Source organism: Modestobacter marinus (assembly GCF_011758655.1).
In the GTDB taxonomy this organism is placed as follows: domain Bacteria; phylum Actinomycetota; class Actinomycetes; order Mycobacteriales; family Geodermatophilaceae; genus Modestobacter; species Modestobacter marinus.
On record NZ_JAAMPA010000001.1, the window covers coordinates 1,338,704 to 1,362,728 of the forward strand.

General features: G+C 73.8%; 20 protein-coding genes. 8 read left to right on the plus strand and 12 right to left on the minus strand.

What is annotated here, in order from left to right; all coding sequences use genetic code 11:
• Window positions 1–13 precede the first annotated feature (13 nt).
• The 9 genes from gyrB to dnaA form a co-directional block, all read right to left on the minus strand.
• Window positions 14–2,050, minus strand: a complete 2,037-nt coding sequence (gene gyrB, locus FB380_RS06350; RefSeq protein ID WP_166754337.1) for a DNA topoisomerase (ATP-hydrolyzing) subunit B — start codon at window positions 2,048–2,050, stop codon at window positions 14–16.
• Between the two features lie 445 nt (window positions 2,051–2,495).
• On the minus strand, window positions 2,496–3,926 hold the full coding sequence (locus FB380_RS06355) for an APC family permease (RefSeq protein WP_166754338.1): 1,431 nt from the start codon (window positions 3,924–3,926) through the stop codon (window positions 2,496–2,498).
• Between the two features lie 166 nt (window positions 3,927–4,092).
• Window positions 4,093–5,880: an ABC transporter ATP-binding protein gene (locus FB380_RS06360; protein WP_166754339.1), complete on the minus strand. Its 1,788-nt coding sequence runs from the start codon at window positions 5,878–5,880 to the stop codon at window positions 4,093–4,095.
• A 14-nt stretch (window positions 5,881–5,894) separates the two neighbouring features.
• Entirely contained in the window at window positions 5,895–6,929 is a 1,035-nt protein-coding gene (locus tag FB380_RS06365; protein ID WP_166754340.1) for a hypothetical protein, read from the minus strand.
• A 22-nt stretch (window positions 6,930–6,951) separates the two neighbouring features.
• The gene (locus FB380_RS24535; protein ID WP_166754341.1) at window positions 6,952–7,452 is read right to left on the minus strand and encodes a DciA family protein; all 501 of its coding nucleotides are present in this window, start codon (window positions 7,450–7,452) and stop codon (window positions 6,952–6,954) included.
• The gene (gene recF / locus FB380_RS06375; protein ID WP_166754342.1) at window positions 7,445–8,644 is read right to left on the minus strand and encodes a DNA replication/repair protein RecF; all 1,200 of its coding nucleotides are present in this window, start codon (window positions 8,642–8,644) and stop codon (window positions 7,445–7,447) included. The genes FB380_RS24535 and recF overlap by 8 nt, the downstream gene beginning before the upstream one ends.
• Window positions 8,645–8,712: 68 nt before the next feature.
• Window positions 8,713–9,654 carry a phosphogluconate dehydrogenase (NAD(+)-dependent, decarboxylating) gene (gene gnd, locus FB380_RS06380; RefSeq protein WP_166754343.1) on the minus strand — a complete coding sequence of 314 codons (942 nt, stop codon included), beginning with the start codon at window positions 9,652–9,654 and terminating at the stop codon, window positions 8,713–8,715.
• A gap of 170 nt (window positions 9,655–9,824) precedes the next feature.
• Window positions 9,825–10,985, minus strand: coding sequence for a DNA polymerase III subunit beta (gene dnaN, locus FB380_RS06385; RefSeq protein WP_166754344.1), 1,161 nt, complete (start codon window positions 10,983–10,985; stop codon window positions 9,825–9,827).
• Window positions 10,986–11,729: 744 nt separating this feature from the next.
• Window positions 11,730–13,595 carry a chromosomal replication initiator protein DnaA gene (dnaA, locus tag FB380_RS06390; protein WP_166754345.1) on the minus strand — a complete coding sequence of 622 codons (1,866 nt, stop codon included), beginning with the start codon at window positions 13,593–13,595 and terminating at the stop codon, window positions 11,730–11,732.
• 703 nt (window positions 13,596–14,298) lie between these two features.
• On the opposite strand from dnaA, the gene rpmH reads away from it, so the two are divergent.
• The 8 genes from rpmH to FB380_RS06430 all read left to right on the plus strand — a co-directional run bounded on the left by rpmH (window position 14,299) and on the right by FB380_RS06430 (window position 20,113).
• Window positions 14,299–14,436 carry a 50S ribosomal protein L34 gene (rpmH, locus tag FB380_RS24540; protein ID WP_166754346.1) on the plus strand — a complete coding sequence of 46 codons (138 nt, stop codon included), beginning with the start codon at window positions 14,299–14,301 and terminating at the stop codon, window positions 14,434–14,436.
• A 1-nt stretch (window position 14,437) separates the two neighbouring features.
• A complete protein-coding gene (gene rnpA / locus FB380_RS06400) occupies window positions 14,438–14,830 on the plus strand; it encodes a ribonuclease P protein component (protein WP_166754347.1) in 393 nt (130 codons plus the stop codon).
• The gene (gene yidD / locus FB380_RS26205) at window positions 14,830–15,255 is read left to right on the plus strand and encodes a membrane protein insertion efficiency factor YidD (protein WP_166754348.1); all 426 of its coding nucleotides are present in this window, start codon (window positions 14,830–14,832) and stop codon (window positions 15,253–15,255) included. The genes rnpA and yidD overlap by 1 nt, the downstream gene beginning before the upstream one ends.
• Complete coding sequence (gene yidC, locus FB380_RS06410) at window positions 15,248–16,351, plus strand: membrane protein insertase YidC (RefSeq protein ID WP_166754349.1); 1,104 nt, start codon at window positions 15,248–15,250, stop codon at window positions 16,349–16,351. Before yidD ends, yidC begins: the two co-directional genes overlap by 8 nt.
• Before the next feature lie 89 nt (window positions 16,352–16,440).
• Window positions 16,441–17,097 carry a Jag family protein gene (locus FB380_RS06415; RefSeq protein WP_188959483.1) on the plus strand — a complete coding sequence of 219 codons (657 nt, stop codon included), beginning with the start codon at window positions 16,441–16,443 and terminating at the stop codon, window positions 17,095–17,097.
• 80 nt (window positions 17,098–17,177) lie between these two features.
• Window positions 17,178–17,804 carry a 16S rRNA (guanine(527)-N(7))-methyltransferase RsmG gene (gene rsmG, locus FB380_RS06420; protein ID WP_229681758.1) on the plus strand — a complete coding sequence of 209 codons (627 nt, stop codon included), beginning with the start codon at window positions 17,178–17,180 and terminating at the stop codon, window positions 17,802–17,804.
• Between the two features lie 76 nt (window positions 17,805–17,880).
• Window positions 17,881–19,011 (plus strand): ParA family protein, encoded by a 1,131-nt coding sequence (locus FB380_RS06425; RefSeq protein ID WP_166754351.1) that lies wholly within the window; start codon window positions 17,881–17,883, stop codon window positions 19,009–19,011.
• A gap of 67 nt (window positions 19,012–19,078) precedes the next feature.
• Window positions 19,079–20,113: a ParB/RepB/Spo0J family partition protein gene (locus FB380_RS06430; RefSeq protein ID WP_166754352.1), complete on the plus strand. Its 1,035-nt coding sequence runs from the start codon at window positions 19,079–19,081 to the stop codon at window positions 20,111–20,113.
• A 62-nt stretch (window positions 20,114–20,175) separates the two neighbouring features.
• On the opposite strand, the gene FB380_RS06435 is transcribed toward FB380_RS06430, so the two are convergent.
• From FB380_RS06435 to FB380_RS06445, 3 genes are all read right to left on the minus strand, one after another.
• Window positions 20,176–21,180 (minus strand): D-alanine--D-alanine ligase family protein, encoded by a 1,005-nt coding sequence (locus FB380_RS06435; RefSeq protein ID WP_166754353.1) that lies wholly within the window; start codon window positions 21,178–21,180, stop codon window positions 20,176–20,178.
• Complete coding sequence (locus tag FB380_RS06440) at window positions 21,177–22,619, minus strand: aminotransferase-like domain-containing protein (RefSeq protein ID WP_166754354.1); 1,443 nt, start codon at window positions 22,617–22,619, stop codon at window positions 21,177–21,179. Before FB380_RS06440 ends, FB380_RS06435 begins: the two co-directional genes overlap by 4 nt.
• 127 nt (window positions 22,620–22,746) lie before the next feature.
• A complete protein-coding gene (locus tag FB380_RS06445) occupies window positions 22,747–23,880 on the minus strand; it encodes an N-acetylmuramoyl-L-alanine amidase (protein ID WP_166754355.1) in 1,134 nt (377 codons plus the stop codon).
• Window positions 23,881–24,025 lie beyond the last annotated feature (145 nt).

Below are 24,025 nucleotides of genomic sequence, written 5' to 3' on the forward strand. Positions count from 1 at the left end.
AGGGGGTCCTTCCTCAGACGTCGAGGAAGCGGACGTCCTTGGCGTTGCGGGTGATGAAGCTGCGGCGGGCGACCACGTCCTCGCCCATGAGCACGCTGAACAGCTCGTCCGCGGCGGCGGCGTCATCGAGGGTCACCTGGCGCAGGATCCGGCTCTCCGGGTTCATCGTGGTCTCCCACAGCTCCTTGGCGTCCATCTCACCGAGCCCCTTGAACCGCTGGATCGCGTCGTCCTTGGGCAGCTTGCGGCCCTCGGCAGCGCGGGCCTTGAGCAGCTCGTCCCGCTCCCGATCGGTATAGACGTAGTCGTCGGGGTGCTTGTTGCCCCACTTGATCTTGTACAGCGGCGGCTGCGCCAGGTAGACGTGGCCGGCCTCGACCAGCGGCCGCATGAAGCGGAACAGCAGGGTCAGCAGCAGCGTGGTGATGTGCTGGCCGTCGACGTCGGCGTCGGCCATCAGGATGATCTTGTGATAGCGCAGCTTCGCCAGGTCGAACTCGTCGTGGATGCCGGTGCCGAAGGCGGTGATCATCGACTGGACCTCGGCGTTCTTCAGCACCCGGTCGATGCGCGCCTTCTCGACGTTGATGATCTTCCCGCGGATCGGCAGGATCGCCTGGTACATCGAGTCGCGGCCGGACTTGGCCGAACCACCGGCCGAGTCGCCCTCGACGATGTAGACCTCGGAGTTGCGCGGGTCGGTCGAGCGGCAGTCGGCGAGCTTGCCCGGCAGGCCGCTGACGGTGAGCAGGCTCTTGCGGGCGAGCTTGCGGGCGTCCTGGGCGGCGCGGCGGGCCCGGGCGGCCGAGGCGGCCTTGGTGATGATCGTCTTCGCCTCGGTCGGGTTGGCCTCGAACCAGTGGCCGATCTGGTCGTTGCAGACCTTCTGCACGAAGCCCTTGACCTCGGTGTTGCCGAGCTTGGTCTTCGTCTGGCCCTCGAACTGCGGGTCGCCGAGCTTCACCGAGACGATCGCGGCCAGGCCCTCCCGGATGTCGTCACCGGTGAGCTTGTCGTCCTTCTCCTTGAGCAGCTTCTTCTCGATCGCGTACTTGTTCACGATCGAGGTCAGCGCCGCCCGGAAGCCCTCCTCGTGGGTGCCGCCCTCGTGGGTGTTGATGATGTTCGCGAAGGTGTGCACCGACTCGGAGTAGGCGTCGGACCATTGCATGGCGACGTCCACGGACATCGCGGTGTCGTTCTTGCCCACGCCGTCGGCGGAGAAGCCGATGACCGAGCGGTGGATCGCGGTCTTGCGACGGTTGATGTAGGTCACGTAGTCGACCAGGCCGCCGTCGTAGCGGTAGGTGACCTCGGTCGGCTCGAAGGCCGCCTCCTCCTCGCCCACCGTCGGCGCGGCCTCGGCCAGCGAGGCCTCGTCGGCGACGCCCGTCTCGGCCTTGCTGTGCCCGGGGCGCTCGTCGCGCAGCACCATGGTCAGGCCCTTGTTGAGGAAGGCCATCTCCTGGAGCCGGCGGTTGATCGTGTCGAAGGAGTAGTCGGTCGTCTCGAAGATCGACGGGTCGGCCCAGAAGGTGATGGCCGTGCCCCGCTTGTCCGTCGTGCCGACCTCCGTCAGCGCACCGGGCTTGGCGACGTCGTAGTGCTGGGTCCACTCGGTGCCGTTGCGCCAGATGCGCACGTCGAGCGCGGTGGACAGCGCGTTCACCACGGTCACGCCGACGCCGTGCAGGCCACCGGAGACGCCGTAGCTCTTGCCGTCGAACTTGCCGCCGGCGTGCAGGATGGTCATGACGACCTCGACCGTGGGCCGCTTCTCCACCGGGTGCATGTCGACCGGGATGCCACGGCCGTTGTCCTCGACCCGGACGCCACCGTCGGCGAGCAGGGTCACCCGGACGGTGTCGCAGTAGCCGGCCAGCGCCTCGTCGACGGCGTTGTCCACCACCTCCCACACCATGTGGTGCAGGCCGCGCTCACCGGTCGAGCCGATGTACATGCCGGGGCGCTTCCGGACCGCGTCCAGCCCCTCCAGGACGGTGATGGAGCTGCCGGAGTAGGCGTTCTCGGTCTGCGGCTGAGCGACCACGTGGGGCCCTTCTCTTGCGCAACCTCGCGGCCGCGGCGCCACGTCGACGACGGTGTCGAGGCGCGCAGGACGGCTCTCAGCGGGCTGCTGGGGGTGTGTCCTCCCCAGAGTACCGGGTGCGTACACCCCAGACCGCCCGTCCACGGCCTGACGTGGCGCGAGAGCCTCTCCCGACTCACGCGCCACCACCCGTGTTGCCCCCCGGGGCGACACGCCGTCCTACGACGGCTGGGCCGGGCCCTGCCCGGGGTACCGCCACGAGTTGGCGGAGGGGTGGGGAGGACGCGGCCCCCTCGCAGGGCCCCGCCGCGTGCGGAGCGCGTGGTGGGAGGCACGGCCCCCTCGCAGGGCCCCGCCGCGTGCGGAGCGCGTGGCGGGGGGCACGGCCCCCTCGCAGGGCCCCGCCGCGTGCGGAGCGCGTGGCGGGGAGCGAGGGGGTCCTTCGTCAGTTGACCGGGCCCTCGCCGGTCAGCTGCGTCGGGTCCAGCCGCCCCGCGGGCCGGCCGCTGCGCCGGTTCACCAGCACCGTCACCGCCCACAGGACGACGCCGATCACCAGCAGCACCCCGGCGATCCGGTACTGCTCGGTGGGCCGCCCGGCCCAGGGGGTGGCGAGGAACGCGCAGGCCAGGGCCCCGACGACCGGCAGCACCGTGGGCGTGCGGAAGTGGTCGGCGTCCACCGGGTCGCGGCGCAGCACCAGGACGGCGACGTTCACGACGGTGAAGACGATGAGCAGCAGCAGGGCCGTCGTCCCCCCGAGGGCGGGCACCGCCCCGACGAAGGTGATCAGGCCGAACGCCAGGGCCGTGGTGAACAGGATCGCCGTGGTCGGCGTGCGGCGGACGACGTGCACCCGGCCCAGCAGCGGCGGCAGCACGCCCTGCGTGCTCATGCCGTAGACCAGCCGGCTGGCCATCAGCATGTTGATCAGGGCCGAGTTGGCGACGGCGAACATCGTGATGACCCCGAAGAGGCCGAGCGGGAAGGCGGGGGCGCCGGCCGCGACCACCTGGAGCAGCGGGGTGTCCCCCTCGCTGAGCGCGTCGGACGGCACCAGGGCGATCGCCGAGATCGACACCAGCACGTAGATGAGCCCGGTCGCCAGCAGGCCGCCGAGCAGCACCTTCGGGAAGATCCGCCGGGGCTCCTTGCACTCCTCGGCCATGTTCACCGAGTCCTCGAAGCCCACCATCGCGAAGAAGGCCAGGCCGGTCGCGGCGATCACCCCGCCCACCACCGAACGCTCGCCGGTGTCGAACTCGACGACCCGGGAGAAGTCGCCCTCGCCGCCGCCCAGCGCCCAGACGCCGATCCCGATGATGATGAGCAGCCCGGTCAGCTCGACGCAGGTCAGCACCACGTTGGCCTTGACGCTCTCGCCCACCCCGCGGTGGTTGACCAGGGCGACCAGGGCCATGAAGCCCAGCCCGATCAGGGTGATGCCGATGCCGTCGGAGAAGCCCAGGTCGAAGACGCTGGCGGCGTTCGCGCTGAACGCCCGGGCCGCGGTCGAGGCGGAGGTGATGCCGGAGCTCATCACCGCGAAGGCGACCAGGAACGTGACGAAGTGGATGCCGAAGGCCTTGTGCGTGTACAGCGCCGCGCCCGCCGCCTGCGGGTACTTGGTCACCAGCTCCAGGTAGCTGAACGCGGTCACCAGGGCGACCAGGAAGGCGACCAGGAACGGCAGCCAGACGACCCCGCCCACCTGCGCGGCCACCTGGCCGGTCAGGGCGTAGATGCCGGTGCCGAGGACGTCGCCGACGATGAACAGCAGCAACAGGCCCGGGCCCATCACCCGTTTCAGGCTCGGCTGCCCCCCGGGGGCACCGTCCCCGCTGGCGTCGTCCTCGGTGCGCACGATCTCGGCCATCTGGTGCCTCCTGGGTTGGCAGGCATCGTGCTCCGCGCACGCAGTCCCGTCGAGTCCACGTCGGCGCGCCGCCGGTGCCGGCGTTCCACGTGGAACGCCGCCTGACGGCCCGCTCTCCGGGGCCCGCCACGAGGGACGAGTGGCGCGGGGAGAGGGGGGTCCTCCTTCAGACCAGCAGCTGGGCGGTGGCGAGCTCCCGGTAGAGCGGGCTGGTGTCGACCAGGTCGGCGTGCGTGCCGACCGCCACCACCCGGCCGGCGTCCAGGACGACGATCTGGTCGCTGTCGATGACCGTGGACAACCGGTGCGCCACGACGAGCAGCGCCCGGTCGGCCGCCGCCGCGGCGAGGGTGTCCCGCAGCAGGCCCTCGTTGCGGGCGTCGAGACTGGCGGTGGGTTCGTCGAGCAGCAGCAGCGCCGGGCGGGCCAGCAGGGACCGGGCGATCGCCAGCCGCTGCCGCTCCCCGCCGGACAGCAGCACCCCGTCGTCCCCGACCGCGACGTCCAGCCCGCGGGCGGAGCGCTGCACGACGCCGGTGAGGCCCACGTCCGACAGCGCCTGCCACAGCTGCTCCTCGCCGGCGTCCGGCGCGGCGAGCAGCAGGTTCTCCCGCACCGTGCCGGCCAGCACCGGCGCCTCCTGCTCGACGTAGCCCATCCGGGCCCGCAGCGCGGCGCGGGGCAGCTCGCGCACGTCGGTGCCGGCCCACCGGACCGCCCCGGCCGACAGCGGGTAGAAGCCCTCCACCAGCGCCAGCACCGTGGACTTCCCCGCCCCCGACGGCCCGACCAGGGCCACCCGGCTGCCGGCCGGCACGGCGAAGGAGACGTCGTGCAGCACCGCCGTGCCGTCCGGGTAGCCGAAGCCCACGCCGTCCAGCTGGAGCAGTGGCACCGGGTCCGCGCCCGTCGGGGTGCGGAGCACCACCGGCGACCGGCCGGCGACCGGTCGCTCGGGCACCTCGTCGTGCTCGGGCTCCAGCGCGAGCACCTCCTGGACCCGGGCGAGCGCCCCGAGGCCGGTCTGCAGCTGGGTGTAGGAGCCGATCAGCTGCCCCAGCGGCATGACCAGCAGGAACAGGTAGAGGATGAAGGCGACCAGGTCGGCGACGGCGATCGAACCGGTCGCCACCCGGTAGCCGCCCAGCCCCAGCACCGCCAGGAAGGCCCCCTGCACGGCGATCGAACCGGCCGGCGAGACCAGCGCCTCGAGCCGGGCGACCTGCACCCCGGCGGTGAACGCCCGCTCGGCGCTGGCGCCCACGGTGTCCACCTCGCGGGCGGTGGCCCCGCTCGCCCGGATCGTGCGCACCGCCGACAGCGCCCGCTCGACCGCGGCGCTCATCGCACCGACCTGCTCCTGCGCCTGCCGGGACAGCTCCCGGACCCGGCGGGAGGCCAGCACGGCGGTGGTCACCCCGACGCCCACCGCGACCACGGTGACCAGCAGCAGCCAGACGTCGACCAGCGCCATCGCCACCAGCGCGCCGACGCCGACGACCACCGACCCGACGATCTCCACCACGCCGCTGGTGACCGCGGCCCGTAGCAGCGTGGTGTCCGAGCCGACCCGCGACATGAGGTCGCCGGTCCGCCGCCGGTCGTACTCGGCGATCGGCAGCCGGAGCAGCCGGTCGACCAGCAGCCGCCGGGTGCTGAGCACGACGCCCTCGGCGGTGCGCTGCAGCAGGTACTGCTGCCCGGCCCCGAGCACCGCGGCCGCCACCAGGACGACGACCAGCGCGACCACCCCGGGCAGCACCGCACCACCCGAGCCGACCGCGCTGATCACCTGCCCCACCAGCGCCGGCTGGGCCAGCGCGGCCGCGGCCGAGAACAGCGAGAGCACCGCGGCCGCACCCAGCGCCCGGCGGTGCGGGCGCAGCAGCGGCAGCAGCTCGCGGAGGCCGGCGGACGGCGTCGGTGACTCCTCCGCCGTCCCGCCCGGCGTCATCGCGGGGGTGCCGCTCAGGCCGCGGCGGCGAGGGCGCCGACCACCGCGGCCAGCAACCGGGCGTGGTGCTCGATCAGCTGCGGCCGGTTGGCGTCGGGGCGGATGGCGGCGACGAAGCCGGCCGCCGACCAGACCTCGTCGCCGTCGTCACTGCCCAGCAGCGACTGCCGGACGACGGGGTCCTCGGCGATCCGGCGGACCTGTGGGCCGTCCTCGGCGGCGAGCAGCACCCAGCGGCGGTCGAACTCGGGGTCGGTGCTGGGGATCTGCAACATCCCGCCGGTGCCGTGCCGCCACATCCGGGCCGGGGAGAGCCGGAAGGCAGGCACCCCGCCCAGCACCGGCGCCGCCGTGATCGCGTGGGTGCTCACGAAGCCGCGACCGACCGGGGAGACGATGTCGAAGGCGACCAGGTCCAGGCCGTTGCCCCGGCCGCGCACCACCCGGCTCGCCTGGTCCTCCTTCCCGGGCCGGACCGGCGCCGACCGGACCAGCGCGCCGAGCGGCTCGTCCTCGGGGGCGGTGCCGTCGGACAGCACCCAGCCGTACTGCTGGGCCCACGCCTGGGTGCCGAACGGGTCGGCGGCGAGGGCCGGGTCCGGCGGGACGTCGGGGCGCCCGGCGCCGATGTCGTCCGCGGGGCGGGAGCGCCCACCGCCGAACAGGCCGCCCAGGCCCCGCCGGGGACGGTCGGACTGCTCGGTCGGCGGCGCGTCGGGGTACCGCTGGTCACCCGGCGGCGGCCAGGCGGCCTGGTCCCGGGTGGCCTGGTCCCGGGTGGCCGGCGGGGGCGGGGACGCCGCGGCCGGGCGCTCCGGCTCCACCGAGGGCAGGTCCCAGCCCGGTGGCTGCCACGCCTGGGAACCGGACCGCTCACCTCCGGTCTGGTCGGGGCCGGGCTGGTCAGGGCCGTCGTGGTCGGGGCGGGGAGCGGCGGGGCCGGGCCCACCGTCGCCGGCCGGGTCCCCGCCGAGGTGCGCGGGCTCCTGCCACTGGCCGCCGGCGCCGTCGTCGAACCCGTCCCGGTCGCGGTCGCGCGGGCTGCTCATCGCTGACTCCTCGTCTCGCTGGTCATCCGTACGTGTCACGTGGCCCACGGCCACGGACGGTGCGCGGGCCCTTCTTCCAGCTCGGCGCCGTCGGACCGACAACGCGCAGCTTGGTCACGACGTCCCCGCCGACCCCGGCGCGCAGCTTGCCCAGGATGGACGGGGCGAGCAGGCGCAGCTGCGTCGCCCAGGCCGTGGACTCCGCCACCACCAGCAGCTCGCCCTCGTTCAGCGACTCCGGCCGGCAGTGCGCGGCGATCTCCGGACCGACCAGGGTGTCCCAGCGGCCGAACACCGCACCGACCTTCGTCCGGGCGGTCCAGTCCTGCTGGGTGACCAGCGAGTCGACCAGGGAGCCGAGCGGCTGGGGGTCGTCGGCGCCGGGTCCGGGGCCGGTCCAGCGGCGGCGCGGGCCGGCCACCCGGCGCCGGGTCGGCTGCGGGCGGGAGGCCGAGGCCGCGCGGGCGGCCTCGAGTGCCGCGCGGGCGATGTCGGAGGGTCGTGCCGGACGTTCCTCAGCCACGGTCCACCCCTGCCTCCTCCGCCGGCGCGCTCGCGTCGGCCGGTTCCCCGGGCAGGACCCGGGCCTGCCCGTCGGCGACCTGCACCCTGGTGCCCAGCAGCACCGCCGGGACGTCCTCGGCGACCGCCGCGGTGATCAGCGTCTGCTCGGCGCTGCGGGCGACCTCGGCCAGCGCGGCCCGCCGGCCGGAGTCCAGCTCGGCGAAGACGTCGTCCAGCACCAGGATCGGGTCGTCGCCCTCGGCCCGCAGCAGCGCGAAGCAGGCCAGCTTCACCGCGAGGGCGAACGACCACGACTCACCGTGGCTGGCGTAGCCCTTGGCCGGCGCCGGGCCCAGGTGCAGCACCAGGTCGTCCCGGTGCGGGCCGACCAGGGTCACCCCACGGTCGACCTCCTCCTTGCGCCGCTCGCCGACCCGCTCGCGCAGCGCGGCGGCGAGCTCCTCGGCACCGGGCAGCACCCGCGCCGGGTCGACCGGCGTCCCGTCCCCGGCCAGCGGCACCGAGCTGCTGTAGCCCAGCGCCGCGCGGTCGGCGCCCGGGCCGGCCACCCCGGCGTAGGACTCGGCCACGTAGGGGGCCAGGTCGGCGACGAGCTGCAGCCGGGCGGCCAGCAGCTGCCCGCCGAGCTCGGTCAGGTGACCGTCCCAGACGTCCAGGGTGGCCAGCGCGTCGCCCCGGGCGAGCTTCGCCGTCTTCAGCAGGGCGTTGCGCTGCTTGAGCACCCGGTCGTAGTCGCTGCGCACCCCGGCCAGCCGCGGTGTCCGGCTGACCAGCAGGTCGTCGAGGAAGCGCCGGCGTTCGGCCGGGTCACCACGCACCAGAGCGAGGTCCTCGGGTGCGAAGAGCACCGTCCGGACCAGGCCGAGCAGCTCCCTCGGCCGGGGCAACGGGGCGCGGTTGACCCGCACCCGGTTGGCCCGGCCGGGGTTGATCTCCACCTCGACCAGCAGCTCGCGCTCGTCCTTGCGCAGCGCCGCCCGCACCACCGCCTGGGTGGCGCCGTGCCGGACCAGAGGGGCGTCGGCCGAGACCCGGTGGCTGCCCAGCGTGGCCAGGTAGCCGACCGCCTCGACCAGGTTGGTCTTGCCCTGGCCGTTGCGGCCCACCAGCACGGTCGGGCCCGGGGTCAGCGCCAGGTCGGCTGACTCCCAGCTGCGGAACTGCCCGACCTGCAGGTGCCGGAGGTACACGGCTCAGCCCCGCTCCCGTCCTCCACCAAAATGGCCATTTTGGTGGAGGACGGACGTCGACCCGGTGATCACGCGGGGTTCTCGGCCTCCGCCGGCTCGGCCGCCTCGACGGCCTGGACGGCGTGCCCACCGAACTGGTTGCGCAGCGCGGCCACCGCCTTCATCGTCGGGGAGTCGCCCTGGCGGGAGGCGAAGCGGGCGAACAGCGAGGCCGAGATCGCCGGCATCGGGACGGCGTGCTCGATCGCCTGCTCCACGGTCCAGCGGCCCTCGCCGGAGTCCTCGGCGTAGCCGGAGATCTTCTCCAGTGCCGGGTCCTCCTGCAGCGCGCGGACCAGCAGGTCCAGCAGCCAGGAGCGGATGACGGTGCCCTGGGTCCAGGACGCCACGACGCCGGGCACGTCCTCGATGAGGTCGACGGCCTCCAGCAGCTCGTAGCCCTCGCCGTAGGCCTGCATCATCGCGTACTCGATGCCGTTGTGGACCATCTTGGCGAAGTGGCCGGCGCCGCACGGGCCGGCGTGCACGAAGCCGGCACCGTGGATCGGCTGACCGGCCTCGTCCTTGGGTGCCGGCGGCTTGAGCGCGTCAAAGATCGGCTGGGCCTTGGCGACGTCCTCCACCGAGCCACCGACCATGAGGGCGTAGCCGTTCTCCAGCCCCCACACGCCACCGGAGACCCCGGCGTCGAGGTAGCCCAGGCCCTTGGCGCCCAGCGCCGCGGCGTGCTCCTTGTCGTCGGTGAAGCGGGAGTTGCCGCCGTCGATGACCACGTCGCCGGGGCTGAGCAGGTCACCCAGCGCGCGCACCGTCGAGCGGGTCGGCTCACCGCTGGGCACCATCACCCAGACCACGCGGGGCGCCTCAAGGGCCTCGACCAGCGCCTCGAGGTTCTCGACGTCCCGCTTCTCCGAGAACTGGTCGTAACCGACCACCTCGTGGCCTGCGCGGCGGAGCCGCTCGGCCATGTTGCCGCCCATCTTGCCCAGCCCGACCATCCCCAGCTGCACGTCTGCTCCTCAGTCTCGGTGTCTCGCTCGTGGTCCGCGGTCCTCCCGCGGCAGGTCTCGGTGGGCAGCCGCGTCGTCGCGGCGCACCCGTCGCGCCCAAGCCGGGCCCGGGCGCGCGCCGACGTCCATCGTGCTCGCCCTCCCGGGTGCACGCGCGCCCGGGCCCGCTGTCAGCCGGGCAGCCGCACCGGCATGATCAGGTACCGGTAGGAGCCGGCCCGCTCGGCGGGCCTGCCGTTGTCCGCGTCGTCGGCGGAGGGCTCGTCGACCCCGGACAGCACGGCCGGCTTGAGCGCCGTCGTGAAGTCCATCCGGGCGCGGTCGGTGTGCACCGCGGCCAGGCCGTCGAGCAGGAACGTCGGGTTGAACCCGATCGTCAGCGGCTCACCGTCGAACTCGACGTCGCAGCGCTCCTCGGCCTGCCCCTCGTCGTCGGTGCCCCCGGCGCGCAGGGTCACCTGGCCGGGGGTGAACTCGCAGCGCAGCGGCGTGCCGCGCTCGGCGACCAGGGCCACGCGCTTGGCGGCGTCGGTGAACAGCCCGACCGGCAGGGTGGCGAAGGACGACGACTCGCTGGGCATGATCGCGCGGTACTTCACGAACTCCGCGTCCAGCAGCCGGGTCGTGGTCCGGCGGTCCTTGCCGGACATGCCGAGGATGCCCTCCCCGGAGCCGCCGGACGCCAGCGAGAGCACCACCTCGGGGCCGCTGGTCAGCGTCTTCGCCGCGTCGGCCAGCGTGCGGGCCGGCACCAGGACGGCGGCGGACAGGCCCGGGGTCTCCGGACGCCAGGCGAACTCCCGGACGGCGAGCCGGTAGCGGTCGGTGGCGGCGAGGGTGACCAGGTCGTCCTCGATCTCCAGTCGCACGCCGGTCAGCATCGGCAGGGTGTCGTCGCGGCCGGCGGCGACGGCGACCTGGCCGACGGCCTCGGCGAACGCGTCGCTGTCCACGACCCCCGCGGTGGAGGGCATCGACGGCAGGGACGGGTAGTCCTCGACCGGGAGCGTGGGCAGGCTGAACTTCGCGTTGCCACAGGTGATGGCCAGCCGGGCTCCCTCGGCGACCACGTCGACCGGGTGCGGTGGCAGGGCCCGGGTGATCTCGGCGAGCAGCCGGCCGGGGACCAGCGCGCGGCCGGCCTCGGTGGACTGCACGTCGACCTCGGCCCGGGCCGAGACCTCGTAGTCGAAGCCGGAGACCGCCAGCTGGCCGCCCTCGACCTCCAGCAGGATCCCGGCGAGCACCGGCACCGACGGCCGCGGCGGCAGGCTGCGCGCCGTCCACGCCACGGCCTCGGCGAGCACCTCACGTGCCACCCGGAACTTCATGCGTTACCCACCCCAAGCTCGTCTGCGCCGGCTGCTCCTGCGCGGTGTGCGGCGCCCATCCTCTCCTGCCCGCCCCCCTGCGTGACCAGTCCCCTGGTGACAGCTGCGCTGGGAGGTCACCGGACTCCCTCCGCAGGTGCTCGCCGGCCGGTGGGCGCAGCCCCCGGAACGGCCCGTCCCCACCGAGAGTGCTGTTCGAGAAGACCTGGGAGAGATAGCTCATCCTCGTCATCACGGGTGTGGATCCTGGGGATGGGACCCCTTCCTGCAGGTCACCCCGGGAATGGGCCTGTTGGCCCGCTGTGGGCCGGTGAGCGTCGGTCTGTGTCGACACGTGGACAACTCGACCGCCGTGCACCGTCGTCGTCCGCTCTCCACCCCGTGTCCCCCCACCACCCGCAGGTCCGTCCCCACCCGATGTGGGTGCACGGGGCTGTCCACCGGCGCCGGTGGGCGACTTGTGGACACCCGGGGGACGTCGGCGTCTGGGCACACCCGCTGGACCTGCACAGATGCGGCCGGCCGCGGGATCCACCCGGCCACGGCCAGTGCACACCCGCTCTCCCCAGGCTGTGTACAGATCTGGGGACAAGGAGACACGGGCCGCATCCGGACCGTTGCGAGAGCACCGTCACCGGTCGACACCGGGGCGTGCGGGAGGACCACCGGACCGGTGACCGGGCGGTGGGAGGACGTGCGGCGGCCGAGCCCGGCCCGGTTCGGGGCTGGGCTCGGCCGGGCAGGTCAGGAGCGGGCGCGGCTCTTGATCCGGGCGGTGAGCTCGGTGACCTGGGTGTAGGTGGCCCGGCGCTCGCTCATCAGGCCGGTGATCTTCTTGACCGCGTGCATGACCGTGGTGTGGTCCTTGCCGCCGAACGAGGCACCGATCCGGGGCAGGGAGAGCTCGGTTAGCTCGCGGCACAGGTACATCGCGATCTGCCGGGCGTTGACCAGCGTGCGGCTGCGGTTGGCGCCCTGCAGCTCCTCCATCGTCACGGAGAAGTACTCCGCCGTGGCGGCCATGATGATCGCCGCGGTGATCTGCGGGCCCTGCTCGTCGCTGATCAGGTCCTTCAGCACGAGCTCGGCCAGCGCGAGGTCGACCGGCTGCTTGTTCAGGCTGGCGAAGGCGGTGACCCGGATCAGCGCGCCCTCGAGCTCGCGGATGTTGGTCTGCACCTTGCTGGCGATGAACTCCAGCACCGCGTCGGGGGCCTGCAGCCGCTCGCCCCAGGCCTTCTTCCGCAGGATCGCGATGCGGGTCTCCAGGTCCGGCGCCTGGACGTCGGTGATGAGGCCCCACTCGAACCGCGTCCGCAGCCGGTCCTCCAGCGTCGTCAGCTTCTTCGGCGCGCGGTCGGAGGTGATGACGATCTGCTTGCTGGCGTTGTGCAGCGTGTTGAAGGTGTGGAAGAACTCCTCCTGGGTGCGCTCGGCGCGCTCCAGGAACTGGATGTCGTCGATCAGCAGGAAGTCGATGTCCCGGTAGCGACGGCGGAAGTCCTCGGCCCGGCCGGAGTGCACCAGGTTGATGAACTCGTTGGTGAACTCCTCGGTGCTGACGTACCGCACCCGCACGTTGGGGAACATCCGCGCCGCGTAGTGCCCGATCGCGTGCAACAGGTGGGTCTTGCCCAGCCCCGAGTCGCCGTAGATGAACAGCGGGTTGTAGGCCCGGGCCGGGGCCTCGGCGACGGCGACGGCGGCCGCGTGCGCGAACCGGTTGCTGTTGCCGATGACGAAGCTGTCGAAGACGTACTTGGCGTTCAGCCCCGGGTCCAGGCCGGCGGGGCGCCGGTCGGCGAACAGCGGGACGGCGCCGCCTCCGCGGCCGGCGCGCTCGGCCGGACGGTCACCGGTGCGCTCCTCCCCCGGCGCCTGGTCGCGGCCGGCGTCGCCCGGGTCGCGGTCCCAGGGGGCGAGCCGGCGGGGGCCGCCGTCGGCCTGGTCGTCGGAGGCCGACCCGCGCGACCAGTCGCGCCCGTCGCCGGACTCCGGCAGCCACGCCTCGGCCCGCACGGCGTCGGTGCGCACCCCGAAGGCGCTCCGCCCGTCGTCCACCCGGTCCCGGTCGGCGCGGTCCTCGGCGGCGCGGTCGTGCGCCGCCCGCTCGCGGGCCGCGAGCTCCTCCGAGGCCCGGTCGTGGGCGAGCCGGTCCTGGGCGAGGCGGTCCTGGGCCAGCCGGTCCTGCGCGTGCCGGTCCTGCGCGTGCCGGTCCTGGCCGAGCCGGTCCTCCGACGTCCAGTCCGGCAGCGGCCCGTCGGCCGGACGGTCCCGTTCGGCGCCGGGCCAGCGGCGGGCCTCGGACTCGGCGCCGAGCCGCGGTGCCTCGGGGGCCGGGGGCGGCACCGGCATGTCCTCCAGCTGCACCGCCACCCGGATGTCCCGGCCGATCTCGGCCGACAGCGCCTCGGCCAGCACCATGCGCATGCGGGACTCGAGCACCGTCTGGGTGAACTCGTTGGGCGCGGCGAGCACCGCGGTGTCCTCGAACAGTCCGAGCGGGCGGGTGAGGTTGAGCACCGCCTTCTGCTGCGGGGTGAGACTGCTGGCGAGCCTCTCGCGGGCCTGGTCCCAGACCGTCGCCAGGTCGACCGGATCGTCGGCCATCGACTGTGTCCCTTCCCGTGCCTTCAGTGCTCTGCCTCCGGTGTGTCCCCGGAGCGTCGGTGCGGCCCCGGAGCCGTCGTCCACAGGTGGGACGGTGTCGGAGACTCGCTGGATCCCCCGTCGGGTCCCCAGCTGTGGACGTCCGGCGGTGCTGTGTCCACACGAGTGTCCACAGTCTGTGCACGCTCGGCGACACGTGGTCCGGGCGACCGGCGTCCGCGCTGCCGGGCACGACGTCATGGCTGGTGAGCGCCCCGGCAGGGGCGATCGGAAGAGGGTCCGGCGAGCAATCGGCCGACGGGGTCGGCAGGAGAACCGGCGCCCGGTCGTCCGACCCGGAGCGACGGCGACGCTAACAGCCCCGTCCACAGGCAGGCAACGACGACGCCACCCGGCACGCTGGACGGCCCCGGCGTGTCCGGTTCCGGGTGACCCGATCAACGGTGCACCATGACCGGTCCGGCCAGCAGACCGGGACCCGCCGGGTCTCGGCTATGCTGGTCGGAGTCTGTGCACGGAGGACGGCGCACGCCCTGAGCTCGTGGGGTGTGACCACCGGGTCCGTCGCACAGCAGACCAGCCTCGGGAGTCCGGGACGGTCGCAGGCCCAGGGACACCGGGGTCGATGACCAGCCCGGCCCCGCGCGTGCGCTGCCCGACCGGGTGCGCGCCGCATCGACGTCGTCAGCAGTGGGAGTCCCTCGTGAGCAAGCGCACGTTCCAGCCGAACACCCGTCGTCGGGCCAAGACCCACGGCTTCCGGCTGCGGATGCGCACCCGGGCCGGGCGGGCGATCCTCGCCGCTCGCCGTGGCAAGGGTCGCACCAAGCTCTCCGCCTGAGGTGCTGCCTGCGCAGGCACGCCTGCGCCGGCGGCCGGAGTTCACCGCGGTCGTGCGGTCCGGCCGGCGTGCCGGGCGGCCGACCCTGGTGGTGCACTACCTCTCCGAACGGCCCGTCGCCCGGGTCGGGGGTCCCTCGGGCCCCGCGACCGGGCCACGGGCCGGTTTCGTGGTCGGCAAGGCCGTCGGCAACTCCGTGTGCCGGCACCGGGTCACCCGTCAGCTCCGCCACCTGGTGGGTGCCCGGCTGGACCGGCTCCCGCCGACCGCGGACCTGGTCATCCGGGCCCGCCCGGAGGCGGCCGACGCCGGCTCGGCCGTGCTGAGCCGCGACCTGGACGCCGGCCTCGACCGGGTCCTCGGCGTACGCGACCCCCGGGCCCGGCGGCCGTGATGAACGCGCCCGCGCGCGGGCTGCTGGCCGCCGTCCGCTTCTACCAGCGCGCGATCAGCCCGGCGTTCCCGCCGCGCTGCCGCTTCGAGCCCAGCTGCAGTGCCTACGCGGCCGAGGCGATCGAGGTCCACGGCGCCGGGCGGGGCAGCTGGCTGGCCGTGCGCCGGCTGGCGAAGTGCGCGCCCTGGCACCCCGGCGGCGTCGACCTGGTCCCGCCCCGGCGCGAGGACCCCGCGACGCCCGGCGACGCAGGTCCCGACCCCGACCCAGGAACCGCTGGGCCCACCCACTCGTCGTGCACAGCGGCGCAGCCGCCGGAACCGTCCGCGGCCACCGCGTCGACGGCCGACGGCACACGTCGTCCCGACCGTGCCACCCCGCCGGCTCCGCGCCGGTCTGCGCAGCAGGAGGCTGGCGTTGCTTGACTGGCTGTACACCGCGATCGCGTGGGTGATGAAGCAGTGGCATGCACTGTTCTCCACGTTCCTGGACCCGGCGAGCGGCATCGCGTGGGCGCTGTCGATCGTCTTCCTGGTCGTCACCATCCGCGTGCTGCTCTTCCGGCTGTTCGTCAAGCAGGTGAAGAGCCAGCGGGCGATGCAGGAGATCCAGCCGGAGATCCAGAAGCTCCGCAAGCAGTACGGCAGCGACAAGCAGGGCTTCAGCCAGGCGATGATGGCGCTGAACAAGGAGCGCGGGGTCAACCCGCTCGCCGGCTGCCTGCCGATCCTGCCGCAGATCCCGATCTTCCTCGCGCTCTTCCACGTGCTGCGCCGGATCGCGCCCGGCAAGGACGGCCTCTACAGCTGGGACGACACCCTCACCGACCAGGCTGCCTCGGCGCAGCTGTTCGGCGCACCGATCTCCTCCTCGTTCAACATGGTCGGGGAGAAGGAGCGGCTGATCCTCGGTCTGCCGGGGGTCGACTACACCAACATCCGGATCGTCGCCTTCCTGCTGATCGTGATCATGTGCTTCACGACCTTCTTCACCCAGAAGCAGATCATGAAGCGCTCCGGCCCGGTCGAGGGTCAGGCCGCGATGGTGCAGAAGCTGCTGCTCTACGGCATGCCGCTGAGCCTCTTCGTCTCCGGCTTCTTCTTCCCGATCGGCGTGCTCCTCTACTGGTTCACCAACAACCTGTGGACCCTGGGCCAGCAGTTCTACATCCTCAAGAAGCTGCCCCCGCCCGGGTCGCCGGCCGCGCTGGCCAAGGCCGCCGCCGACAAGCCGCAGATCGACCCCAAGGCCCTCGCCCCCAAGCCGGGCGCGAAGCCGGTGCGCCCCAAGTCGGGCAGCCGGGGCGCGACGGCCGCCCCCGCCTCCACGGTGGACGGCGACGCCGCCACCCCCGACGCCCCGCCGGCCGGCGCGACCCCCGCCCAGGGGCACGGGTCCACGGACGGCGGCTCGGCGAACGGGCGGCCCCCCGGTGGCGGAGGTGCCCGCCCCCGGACGGGCTCCTCGGGCAACCGGTCCTCGGCCGGGCCCGCCAACCGAGGCAAACGCAAGCGCCGCTGACCGGCTGCGGCACCCGGGCCTGCGCCCGCGGCGTGCCCGCCCCCGACCACCGGGCTCGCCCGGCCGCCTGCACGACCCTGGAGGACTCCGTGAGTGCATCCGACAACGACACCGTGGCGACGTCCGAGGCCACCTCGGACGCACTGCTGACCCCGGCCGGCGGGAGCGGTGACCCCGCGCTGCCCGACGCCGACCCGGCGTCCTCCGACGCCGTCGTCGAGCCGGTCGACGTGGACGACGAGTCCGACGACGACGCTGACGACGACGAGGCCGAGGAGGGCGGCGACGGCCTGCTCGTCCGCGAGGGCGACGTGGCCGGCGACTACCTCGAGCGGCTGCTCGACATCCTCGACGTCGACGGCGACATCGACCTGGACGTCGAGGGAGACCGGGCCTCGGTCGCGGTCGTGGGCGGCCAGCTGAAGACCCTCATCGGGCCCGACGGGGCGACCCTGGAGGCCCTGCAGGAGCTGACCCGGCTCGCGGTGGCCCAGTCCACCGGCGTCCGCAGCCGGCTGATGCTCGACATCGGCGGCTTCCGGGCCAAGCGCCGGGCCGACCTGACCAGCCTGGCGTCCGAGGCGGCCGAGCGGGTCGCGCAGAGCGGGGCCCCCGAGCGCCTGTCGCCGATGAACCCGTTCGAGCGCAAGGTCGTCCACGACGTCATCGCGGCAGCGGCCGGGGTGCGCAGCGAGTCGGAGGGCGAGGAGCCGAACCGCCGCGTCGTGGTCCTGCCCGACCGGTGACCGGCGCGGAGGGGCAGTCAGACGGGGCCCCGGTCGATCCGTCCGTTGCCGTTCCGGAGCCCTCGGCGGCCGCCGTCGCCGTGTTCGGGCCGGCCGTCGACCAGGCCGCCCGCTACGTCGCGATGCTCGCTGGTGACGGTGTGGTGCGTGGGCTGATCGGGCCGCGTGAGGTGCCCCGGTTGTGGGACCGGCACGTGCTCAACAGCGCCGCGCTGGCCGAGGTGGTGCCGCAGGGTGCCCGGGTGGTGGACGTGGGCAGCGGTGCCGGCCTCCCCGGGGTGCCGCTGGCGCTCGCCCGCCCCGACCTCACCCTGACGCTGGTCGAGCCGATGGCCCGCCGGGTCGAGTTCCTCCAGGACGTCGTGACGGAGCTCGGCGCTCCCTGGCGGGTGGTCCGGGGGCGCGCCGAGGAGCGGTCCGTCGTGCGGGCGGTCGGCCCGGTCGACGTGGTGACGGCGCGGGCGGTGGCCCCGCTGCCACGACTGGTGGGCTGGTGCCGCGGACTGCTCGCCCCGGGCGCCCAGCTGATCGCCCTGGTCGGTGCCCGGGCGGCAGCCGAGGTGCCGGATCTCGTGCCGGAGCTCGAAGCGGCGGGGATGCGGGATGTGCACACGCGGGCAGTCGGTGTCGAGCTCGGTGCTGCAGCCACTACCGTGGTGCTCATGACCCGCGCGCACACCTCACGGTCCGGGCGCTCGGCAGGGTGAGCCCGTTTCACGTGGAACTCGCCGAAGCGATCGCACCCTGTTCCACGTGGAACAGGGTGGTGGGGAGGCAGCACCGATGACGGACCCGGGCGAGCGCCTGCGCAACAGCCTCGCCGCCGATCTGCCGGTCGGTCCCGACTTCGACAGCCCGATCGCCATGGAGGCGATGCGGGCCACGCGCGTCCTGCACGCCGCCGACCAGGACCCCTTCCCGGCCCCGGGGCGGATCCGGGTGGTCACCGTGGCGAACCAGAAGGGCGGCGTCGGGAAGACCACCTCGACGGTGAACCTGGGTGTCGCCCTGGCCATGTACGGGCTCCGGACACTGGTCATCGACCTCGATCCCCAGGGGAACGCCAGCACCGCCCTCGGGGTGGAGCACACGGTGGGCACGCCCTCGATCTACGACGCCCTGGTCGGCGACAGCACGCTCGCCGAGGTCATCCACCCGACGACCGCCAGCCCGAACCTCTTCTGCGTGCCGGCGACGATCGACCTCGCCGGTGCGGAGATCGAGCTGGTCTCCGTGGTGGCCCGCGAGCACCGGCTGCGTCGCTCGATCGAGACCTACCTGCACGAGCTCCCCGCCGAGGAGCGCCCGCACTACGTCCTGATCGACTGCCCGCCGTCCCTGGGCCTGCTGACGCTGAACGCGCTGGTGGCCGGGGACGAGGTGCTCATCCCCATCCAGTGCGAGTACTACGCCCTGGAGGGCCTGGGTCAGCTGCTCTCGAACATCGACCTGGTGCGGGCCCACCTGAACCCGGGCATCTCGGTGAGCACGATCCTGCTCACCATGTACGACGGGCGCACCAAGCTCGCCGACCAGGTGGCCGACGAGGTGCGCAACCACTTCGGCGACGTCGTCCTCACGGCGGTCATCCCGCGGAACGTCCGGGTCAGCGAGGCGCCGGGCTACGGGCAGTCGGTGCTCACCTACGACCCGGGGTCCCGGGGCTCGACCAGCTACGTGGAGGCCGCCCGGGAGTTCGCCCGCCGGGGAGTCGCGCTGCCCGCGTCGACCGTCCAGCCGGTCAGCCAGCCTCCTCCTCCCCCGCCGCCGGTCGCCCCACCGGTCTACCCGCCCCCGGTCAACGCGCCGTCCACGGCGAGCGCCGGGCCACCGCCAGTGGCCGGGCCGCCGTCGGTGGCGGCATTGGTGCTCGGTGAGCCGGCGACGGCCCCGCGCGGACGGCACGCGACGTGAGCCCGGTGCGCCCCATTCCCACCCCCGAGCCGCGTCTGCGGACACCGGGCATCTGCGAGGAGGACCAGTGACCAAGCGCGGCGGTCTGGGGCGGGGCCTGGCGGCTCTGATCCCCACGAGTGCACCGGCTCCCACGGCGACCCCGGCGGCGCGCGCCGCCGAGGCAGCCGAGGTCGCCGCCACCGCGGTCGACCAGGCCGGGGCCACCCCTCCGGACGAGTCGACCCGCACGGCGTCGGTGCACGAGCTCCCGAGCCGCGCGCTCGAGGAGGTCGCCGGCGTTCCCGGCGCGCAGCTGCGCGAGGTCCCGGTCGGCGACGTCGTCCCGAACCCCAAGCAGCCGCGGCAGGTCTTCGACGACGAGGCGCTGGAGGAGCTCACCCACTCGGTGCGCGAGTTCGGCCTGCTCCAGCCGATCGTCGTCCGGGAGGCCGGCGACGGCCGCTACGAGCTCATCATGGGCGAGCGCCGGCTGCGCGCCTCCCGGGCGGCCGGCCTGGAGGCCGTGCCCGCGATCGTCCGGGACACCACCGACGACGCGATGCTGCGCGACGCGCTGCTGGAGAACATCCACCGGGTCCAGCTCAACCCGCTGGAGGAGGCGGCCGCCTACCAGCAGCTGCTGGAGGAGTTCGGCGCCACCCACGAGGAGCTGGCCAGCAAGATCGGGCGCAGCCGCTCCCAGGTCACCAACACCATCCGGCTGATGAAGCTGCCGGTGAAGGTGCAGACGCGGGTGGCCGCCGGGGTCATCTCGGCCGGGCACGCCCGGGCCCTGCTCGGCCTGCCCGAGGCCGAGGCCCAGGACGCCCTGGCCACCCGGATCGTCGCCGAGGGCATGTCGGTCCGGGCGACCGAGGAGGCCGTCGCGATGGCGGTCGCCGACTCCCCCACCGCGGCGCGCCGCTCGGCACGGAAGATCAGCGCCCCGGGGGTCGAGGACCTCGCCGGTCGGCTGTCCGACGTCTTCGAGACCAAGGTGAAGGTGCAGATCGGCCGGGCCAAGGGCCGGATCGTGGTGGAGTTCGGCTCGGTCGACGACCTGCAGCGGATCGTCGGCATGATGGCGCCGGACATCACCGGGCGCAGCCAGTCGGAGTGATCACGGTCAATACGTCACAGACGTAATGACCGTGGGGGCGTCGTCCGCACGGGCGACGCCCCTCAGCTGGTGATCGGCCCCTCGGCCGCGGCGCGGGCGAGCAACCGGCCGAGGACGTCGCCGAGGCCGTACCCGGCGGCCTCGACCGCCATCGGGAACATCGACGTCTCCGTCAGGCCCGGGGAGACGTTCACCTCGAGGAACTGCACGGTGCCGTCAGGGGTGACGATCGCGTCCGTGCGGGACAGGCCCGCCAGGCCGAGCACCTCGTGCACCCGCAGCGCCACCTCCGCCGCACGGGCGGCGACCTCGTCGGAGACCCGCGCCGGCGAGTGGTACTCGGTCATCCCGGGGGTGTACCGGGAGGTGTAGTCGAAGACGCCGGACTCCGGGGCGATCTCCACCGCCGGCAGTGCCTCCGGGCCGTTCCCGAGGTCGATCACCGACAGGGCCAGCTCCACCCCGTCGACGAACCGCTCCACCATCACCGTGTCGCCGTAGGCGAAGCAGCTGACCATCGCGGCCGGCAGGTCCTCGACCCGGCTGACCTTCTGCACACCGAGCGAGGAGCCACCCGACGCGGGCTTCACCATGAGCGGCAGCCCGAGCCGGGCCACGATCAGGTCCAGCACGGCGCCGGCGCCCAGCTCCCGGAAGGTGCTGTGCGGCAGCGCGACCCAGTCCGGCGTGGAGATCCCGGCGGTGCGGACGACCGACTTGGCGGCCGGCTTGTCCCATGCGAGCCGGCAGGCCGCGGCCGGGGAGCCGACGTAGGGCACGCCGGCCAGGTCCAGCACCGCCCGCAGCGCGCCGTCCTCGCCGGTGGCGCCGTGCAGCGCGATGAACACCGCGTCGGCCGGCGAGGCCGCCAGGCCGGGCAGCAGCTCGGCGTCGGCGTCGTGCATCTCCGCCTCCACGCCGGCCCGGGTCAGCGCCGCGACCACCTGCCCGCCGGAGTTGATGCTGACCTCACGCTCGAAGGTGAGCCCACCGGCGAGCACCAGGGCCCGCAGCGGCGTGGTGGAGGTGCCGGATGCCGCCACCGGGGCGGCCGCCTGGTCGGTCATGGCTGACGGTCCTCGCTCTGGTCGCTGTTCGCCGGCCCGATGACCGGCGGCGGGGCCGGCCGGCTGCTCTCCGGCCGGGCCGTGGCCGCGCTCACCGCGCGGAAGGTCCCGGTGTCGACGGCGTCGAAGGTGGAGTGCAGGTCCAGCTCGGCCTCGATGACCCGGGCGAGCCGGCGCACCCCCTCCCGGATCTGGTGGGGCTCGGGGTAGCAGTAGGACAGCCGCATGTGCTCCCGGCCGCCACCGTCGGCGTAGAAGCCGATCCCGGGCACGTAGGCGACGTGGGCGGCGACGGCGCGTGGCTGCATGAGCTTGGCGTCCAGGCCGTGCGGGAGCTTCAGCCAGACGTAGAACCCGCCCTCGGGCTTGGTCCAGGTGGTGCCCGGCGGCATGAGTGCGGTGAGCGACTCCAGGGTGGCGTCGCGGCGCTCGCGGTAGAGCTCGGTGAAGACCTTGATCTGCTCGCGCCAGGGCTGGGTGTCCAGGTACCGGGCGACCGCGTACTGGGTGAGCGAGGGCGGGCAGAGCACCTGCGCCTCGGTGGCCAGCACCAGCTTCTCCCGCACGGCCAGCGGGGCGAGCACCCAGCCCACGCGCAGGCCCGGGGAGAAGGTCTTGGAGAACGAGCCGAGGTAGACGACCCGGTCGGCGTTGCGGGCGCGCAGGGCGCGCATCGGCTCCTTGTCGAAGCCGAGCAGGCCGTAGGGGTTGTCCTCGATGACCAGCAGGTCGTACTGCTCGGCGATCGCGACGATCGCCTCGCGGCGGGCCTCGGTCAGCGTGACGCCGGCGGGGTTGTGGAAGTTGGGCACCGTGTAGAGGAACTTCACCCGGTCACCGCGGGCCCTGCACTCCAGCAGGGCCTCCTCCAGCGCCTCGGGGATCAGCCCGTCGTCGTCCATCGCGACGTGCCGGACCCGGGCCTGGGCGGCCTGGAAGACGCCGAGGGCCCCGACGTAGGACGGCGCCTCGGCGAGGATGACGTCACCGGGGTCGACGAACACCCGGGTGACGAGGTCGAGGCCCTGCTGCGAGCCGACGGTGACGACCACCTCGCTGGGCGAGGCGTCGGTGATGCCCTCCAGGGCCATGACGTCGCAGATCCGCTCCCGCAGCCGGGGATCGCCCTGGCCGGAGCCGTACTGCAGCGTCTGGGCGCCCATGCCCGACACCAGCTCGCCGATCATCGACCCGACCGCGTCCAGCGGCAGCGCGGTGACCGCGGGCATGCCACCGGCGAGCGAGACGACCTCGGGCCGGCTGACCACGGAGAACAGTGCCCGGATCTCCGAGCTCTTCATGCCGTGGGTGCGTGCTGCGTACCGGTCGGCCAGGGGGTCCAGCCGCGGGTGCCGCGGGGAGACGTGCGGGGACGCACCGCTGGAGTGCGCCCCGCCCTGACCGGTTCCGACCGAGGGGTCGGGCACAGGAGGGGTCACCTGTCGGAGTCTAGGCGGCCCACCCCGCAGTCGGACCGGTCCGTCCGAGCGAGCCGTGTCGACTCTCCCGCGCGCGCCCGACCGGCGCGTGCGAGGAGTGGGGGCGAAAGGGGCTTACCCGACGTCCTCAGCTGCTGCGGGCGGGCAGCAGGAACGTGCCGGTGGCCGGGTCGGCGTCGGCGGGCAGGAACAGCCGCTGGACGGCGGCGACGACCGCCTGGGCGACGGTGCTGCGCAGCCGGGCGTCCAGCAGCAGCAGCCGGTCGACCGGGTGGGAGAGGTAGCCGCAGTCGACCCGGACGGCGGGCATCCGCGTCATCCGCAGGATGTCCCAGGTCTTGGGGTGGGAACCGCAGTCGAGCATGCCGGTGCGGGCGATGACCTCGCGGCGCACCAGGTTGGCGAACTCCTCGCCGACCGTGGAGCTCGCCCCGGACCCGGTCCCGTAGTAGTAGCTGGCGACCCCGCGGGCGTGCGCCGACCCGTGGGCCTCCATGTGCAGGGAGAGGAAGAGGTCGGCGCGCGCCTGGTTGGCGAAGGCGGTGCGGTCGGCCGCGGTCGCGTCCACCGTACGGCCGCGGGTCAGGTAGACCGTGGCGCCCGCGGCGGCCAGCCGCCCCTCGATCCGGGAGGCGAGGTCGAAGACCAGGTCGGCCTCGGTGGTCTCCCCGGCGGTGTACCCGCTGTCCGCTCCCCCGTGGCCCGGGTCGATGACGATGACCCGGCCGATGAGGTGGGGCCCGGAGTCGACCAGCGAGGCGCTCTGCCGCAGCAGCTGCGGCCGGCCACCGGTGACCCGGCGGCCCAGCTGCTTGAGCGCGCGCAGCGTGGCCGGACCGCACGTTCCGTCGGCGGTGAGCCCGTAGTCGCGCTGGAAGGCCCGCAGACCCAGCTCCGTGTCGGCACCCAGCATGCCGTCGGCCCGGCCGGCGTCGTAACCGAGCTCCAGCAGCAGCTCCTGGAGCCGGCGGACGTCGTCACCGCGGGTCGGCCGTTCGGGGTCGAACCGCAGCAGCCGGTCGCCGAGGGACCAGCGCGCCTCGTGCAGTGCCCGGTAGGTCTCGTCACCCACCCGGCCGTCGACGGAGAGGCCGCGGACCTGCTGGAAGTGCCGGACGGCGAGCTCGGTGGCCGCGTCGTAGCCGGCGTCGTCCGGACCCTCGGGTCGCTCCGGCTCGTCGGTCAGCAGGCCGAGGGAACGGAGCACGGCCTGCACCTCCGCCACGGCGGGACCGGTGCTGCCGGGTCGCAGGACGTCCATGCGCAGGTCGTCGCTCCTCGCTCGGGTCGGGACGGCCGGTGGGGACCGTTGCAGACGATTGTGGCGGGTGTGCACGACCGGACGGTGCACCGGGTGACCCGGCACCCCTGTCCGGGTGACGGTCGTGGGAACGGGCGAGGCCCGC

Excerpts from the sequence above, each read along its gene's own strand:
- FB380_RS06365 (WP_166754340.1), bottom strand. The coding sequence starts at position 6,929 with ATGAGCAGCCCGCGCGACCGCGACCGGGACGGGTTCGACGACGGCGCC.
- FB380_RS06435 (WP_166754353.1), bottom strand. The coding sequence starts at position 21,180 with ATGACCGACCAGGCGGCCGCCCCGGTGGCGGCATCCGGCACCTCCACC.
- FB380_RS06355 (WP_166754338.1), bottom strand. The coding sequence starts at position 3,926 with ATGGCCGAGATCGTGCGCACCGAGGACGACGCCAGCGGGGACGGTGCC.
- FB380_RS06445 (WP_166754355.1), bottom strand. The coding sequence starts at position 23,880 with ATGGACGTCCTGCGACCCGGCAGCACCGGTCCCGCCGTGGCGGAGGTG.
- yidD (WP_166754348.1), top strand. The coding sequence starts at position 14,830 with ATGAACGCGCCCGCGCGCGGGCTGCTGGCCGCCGTCCGCTTCTACCAG.
- dnaA (WP_166754345.1), bottom strand. The coding sequence starts at position 13,595 with ATGGCCGACGATCCGGTCGACCTGGCGACGGTCTGGGACCAGGCCCGC.
- FB380_RS06360 (WP_166754339.1), bottom strand. The coding sequence starts at position 5,880 with ATGACGCCGGGCGGGACGGCGGAGGAGTCACCGACGCCGTCCGCCGGC.
- FB380_RS06425 (WP_166754351.1), top strand. The coding sequence starts at position 17,881 with ATGACGGACCCGGGCGAGCGCCTGCGCAACAGCCTCGCCGCCGATCTG.
- dnaN (WP_166754344.1), bottom strand. The coding sequence starts at position 10,985 with ATGAAGTTCCGGGTGGCACGTGAGGTGCTCGCCGAGGCCGTGGCGTGG.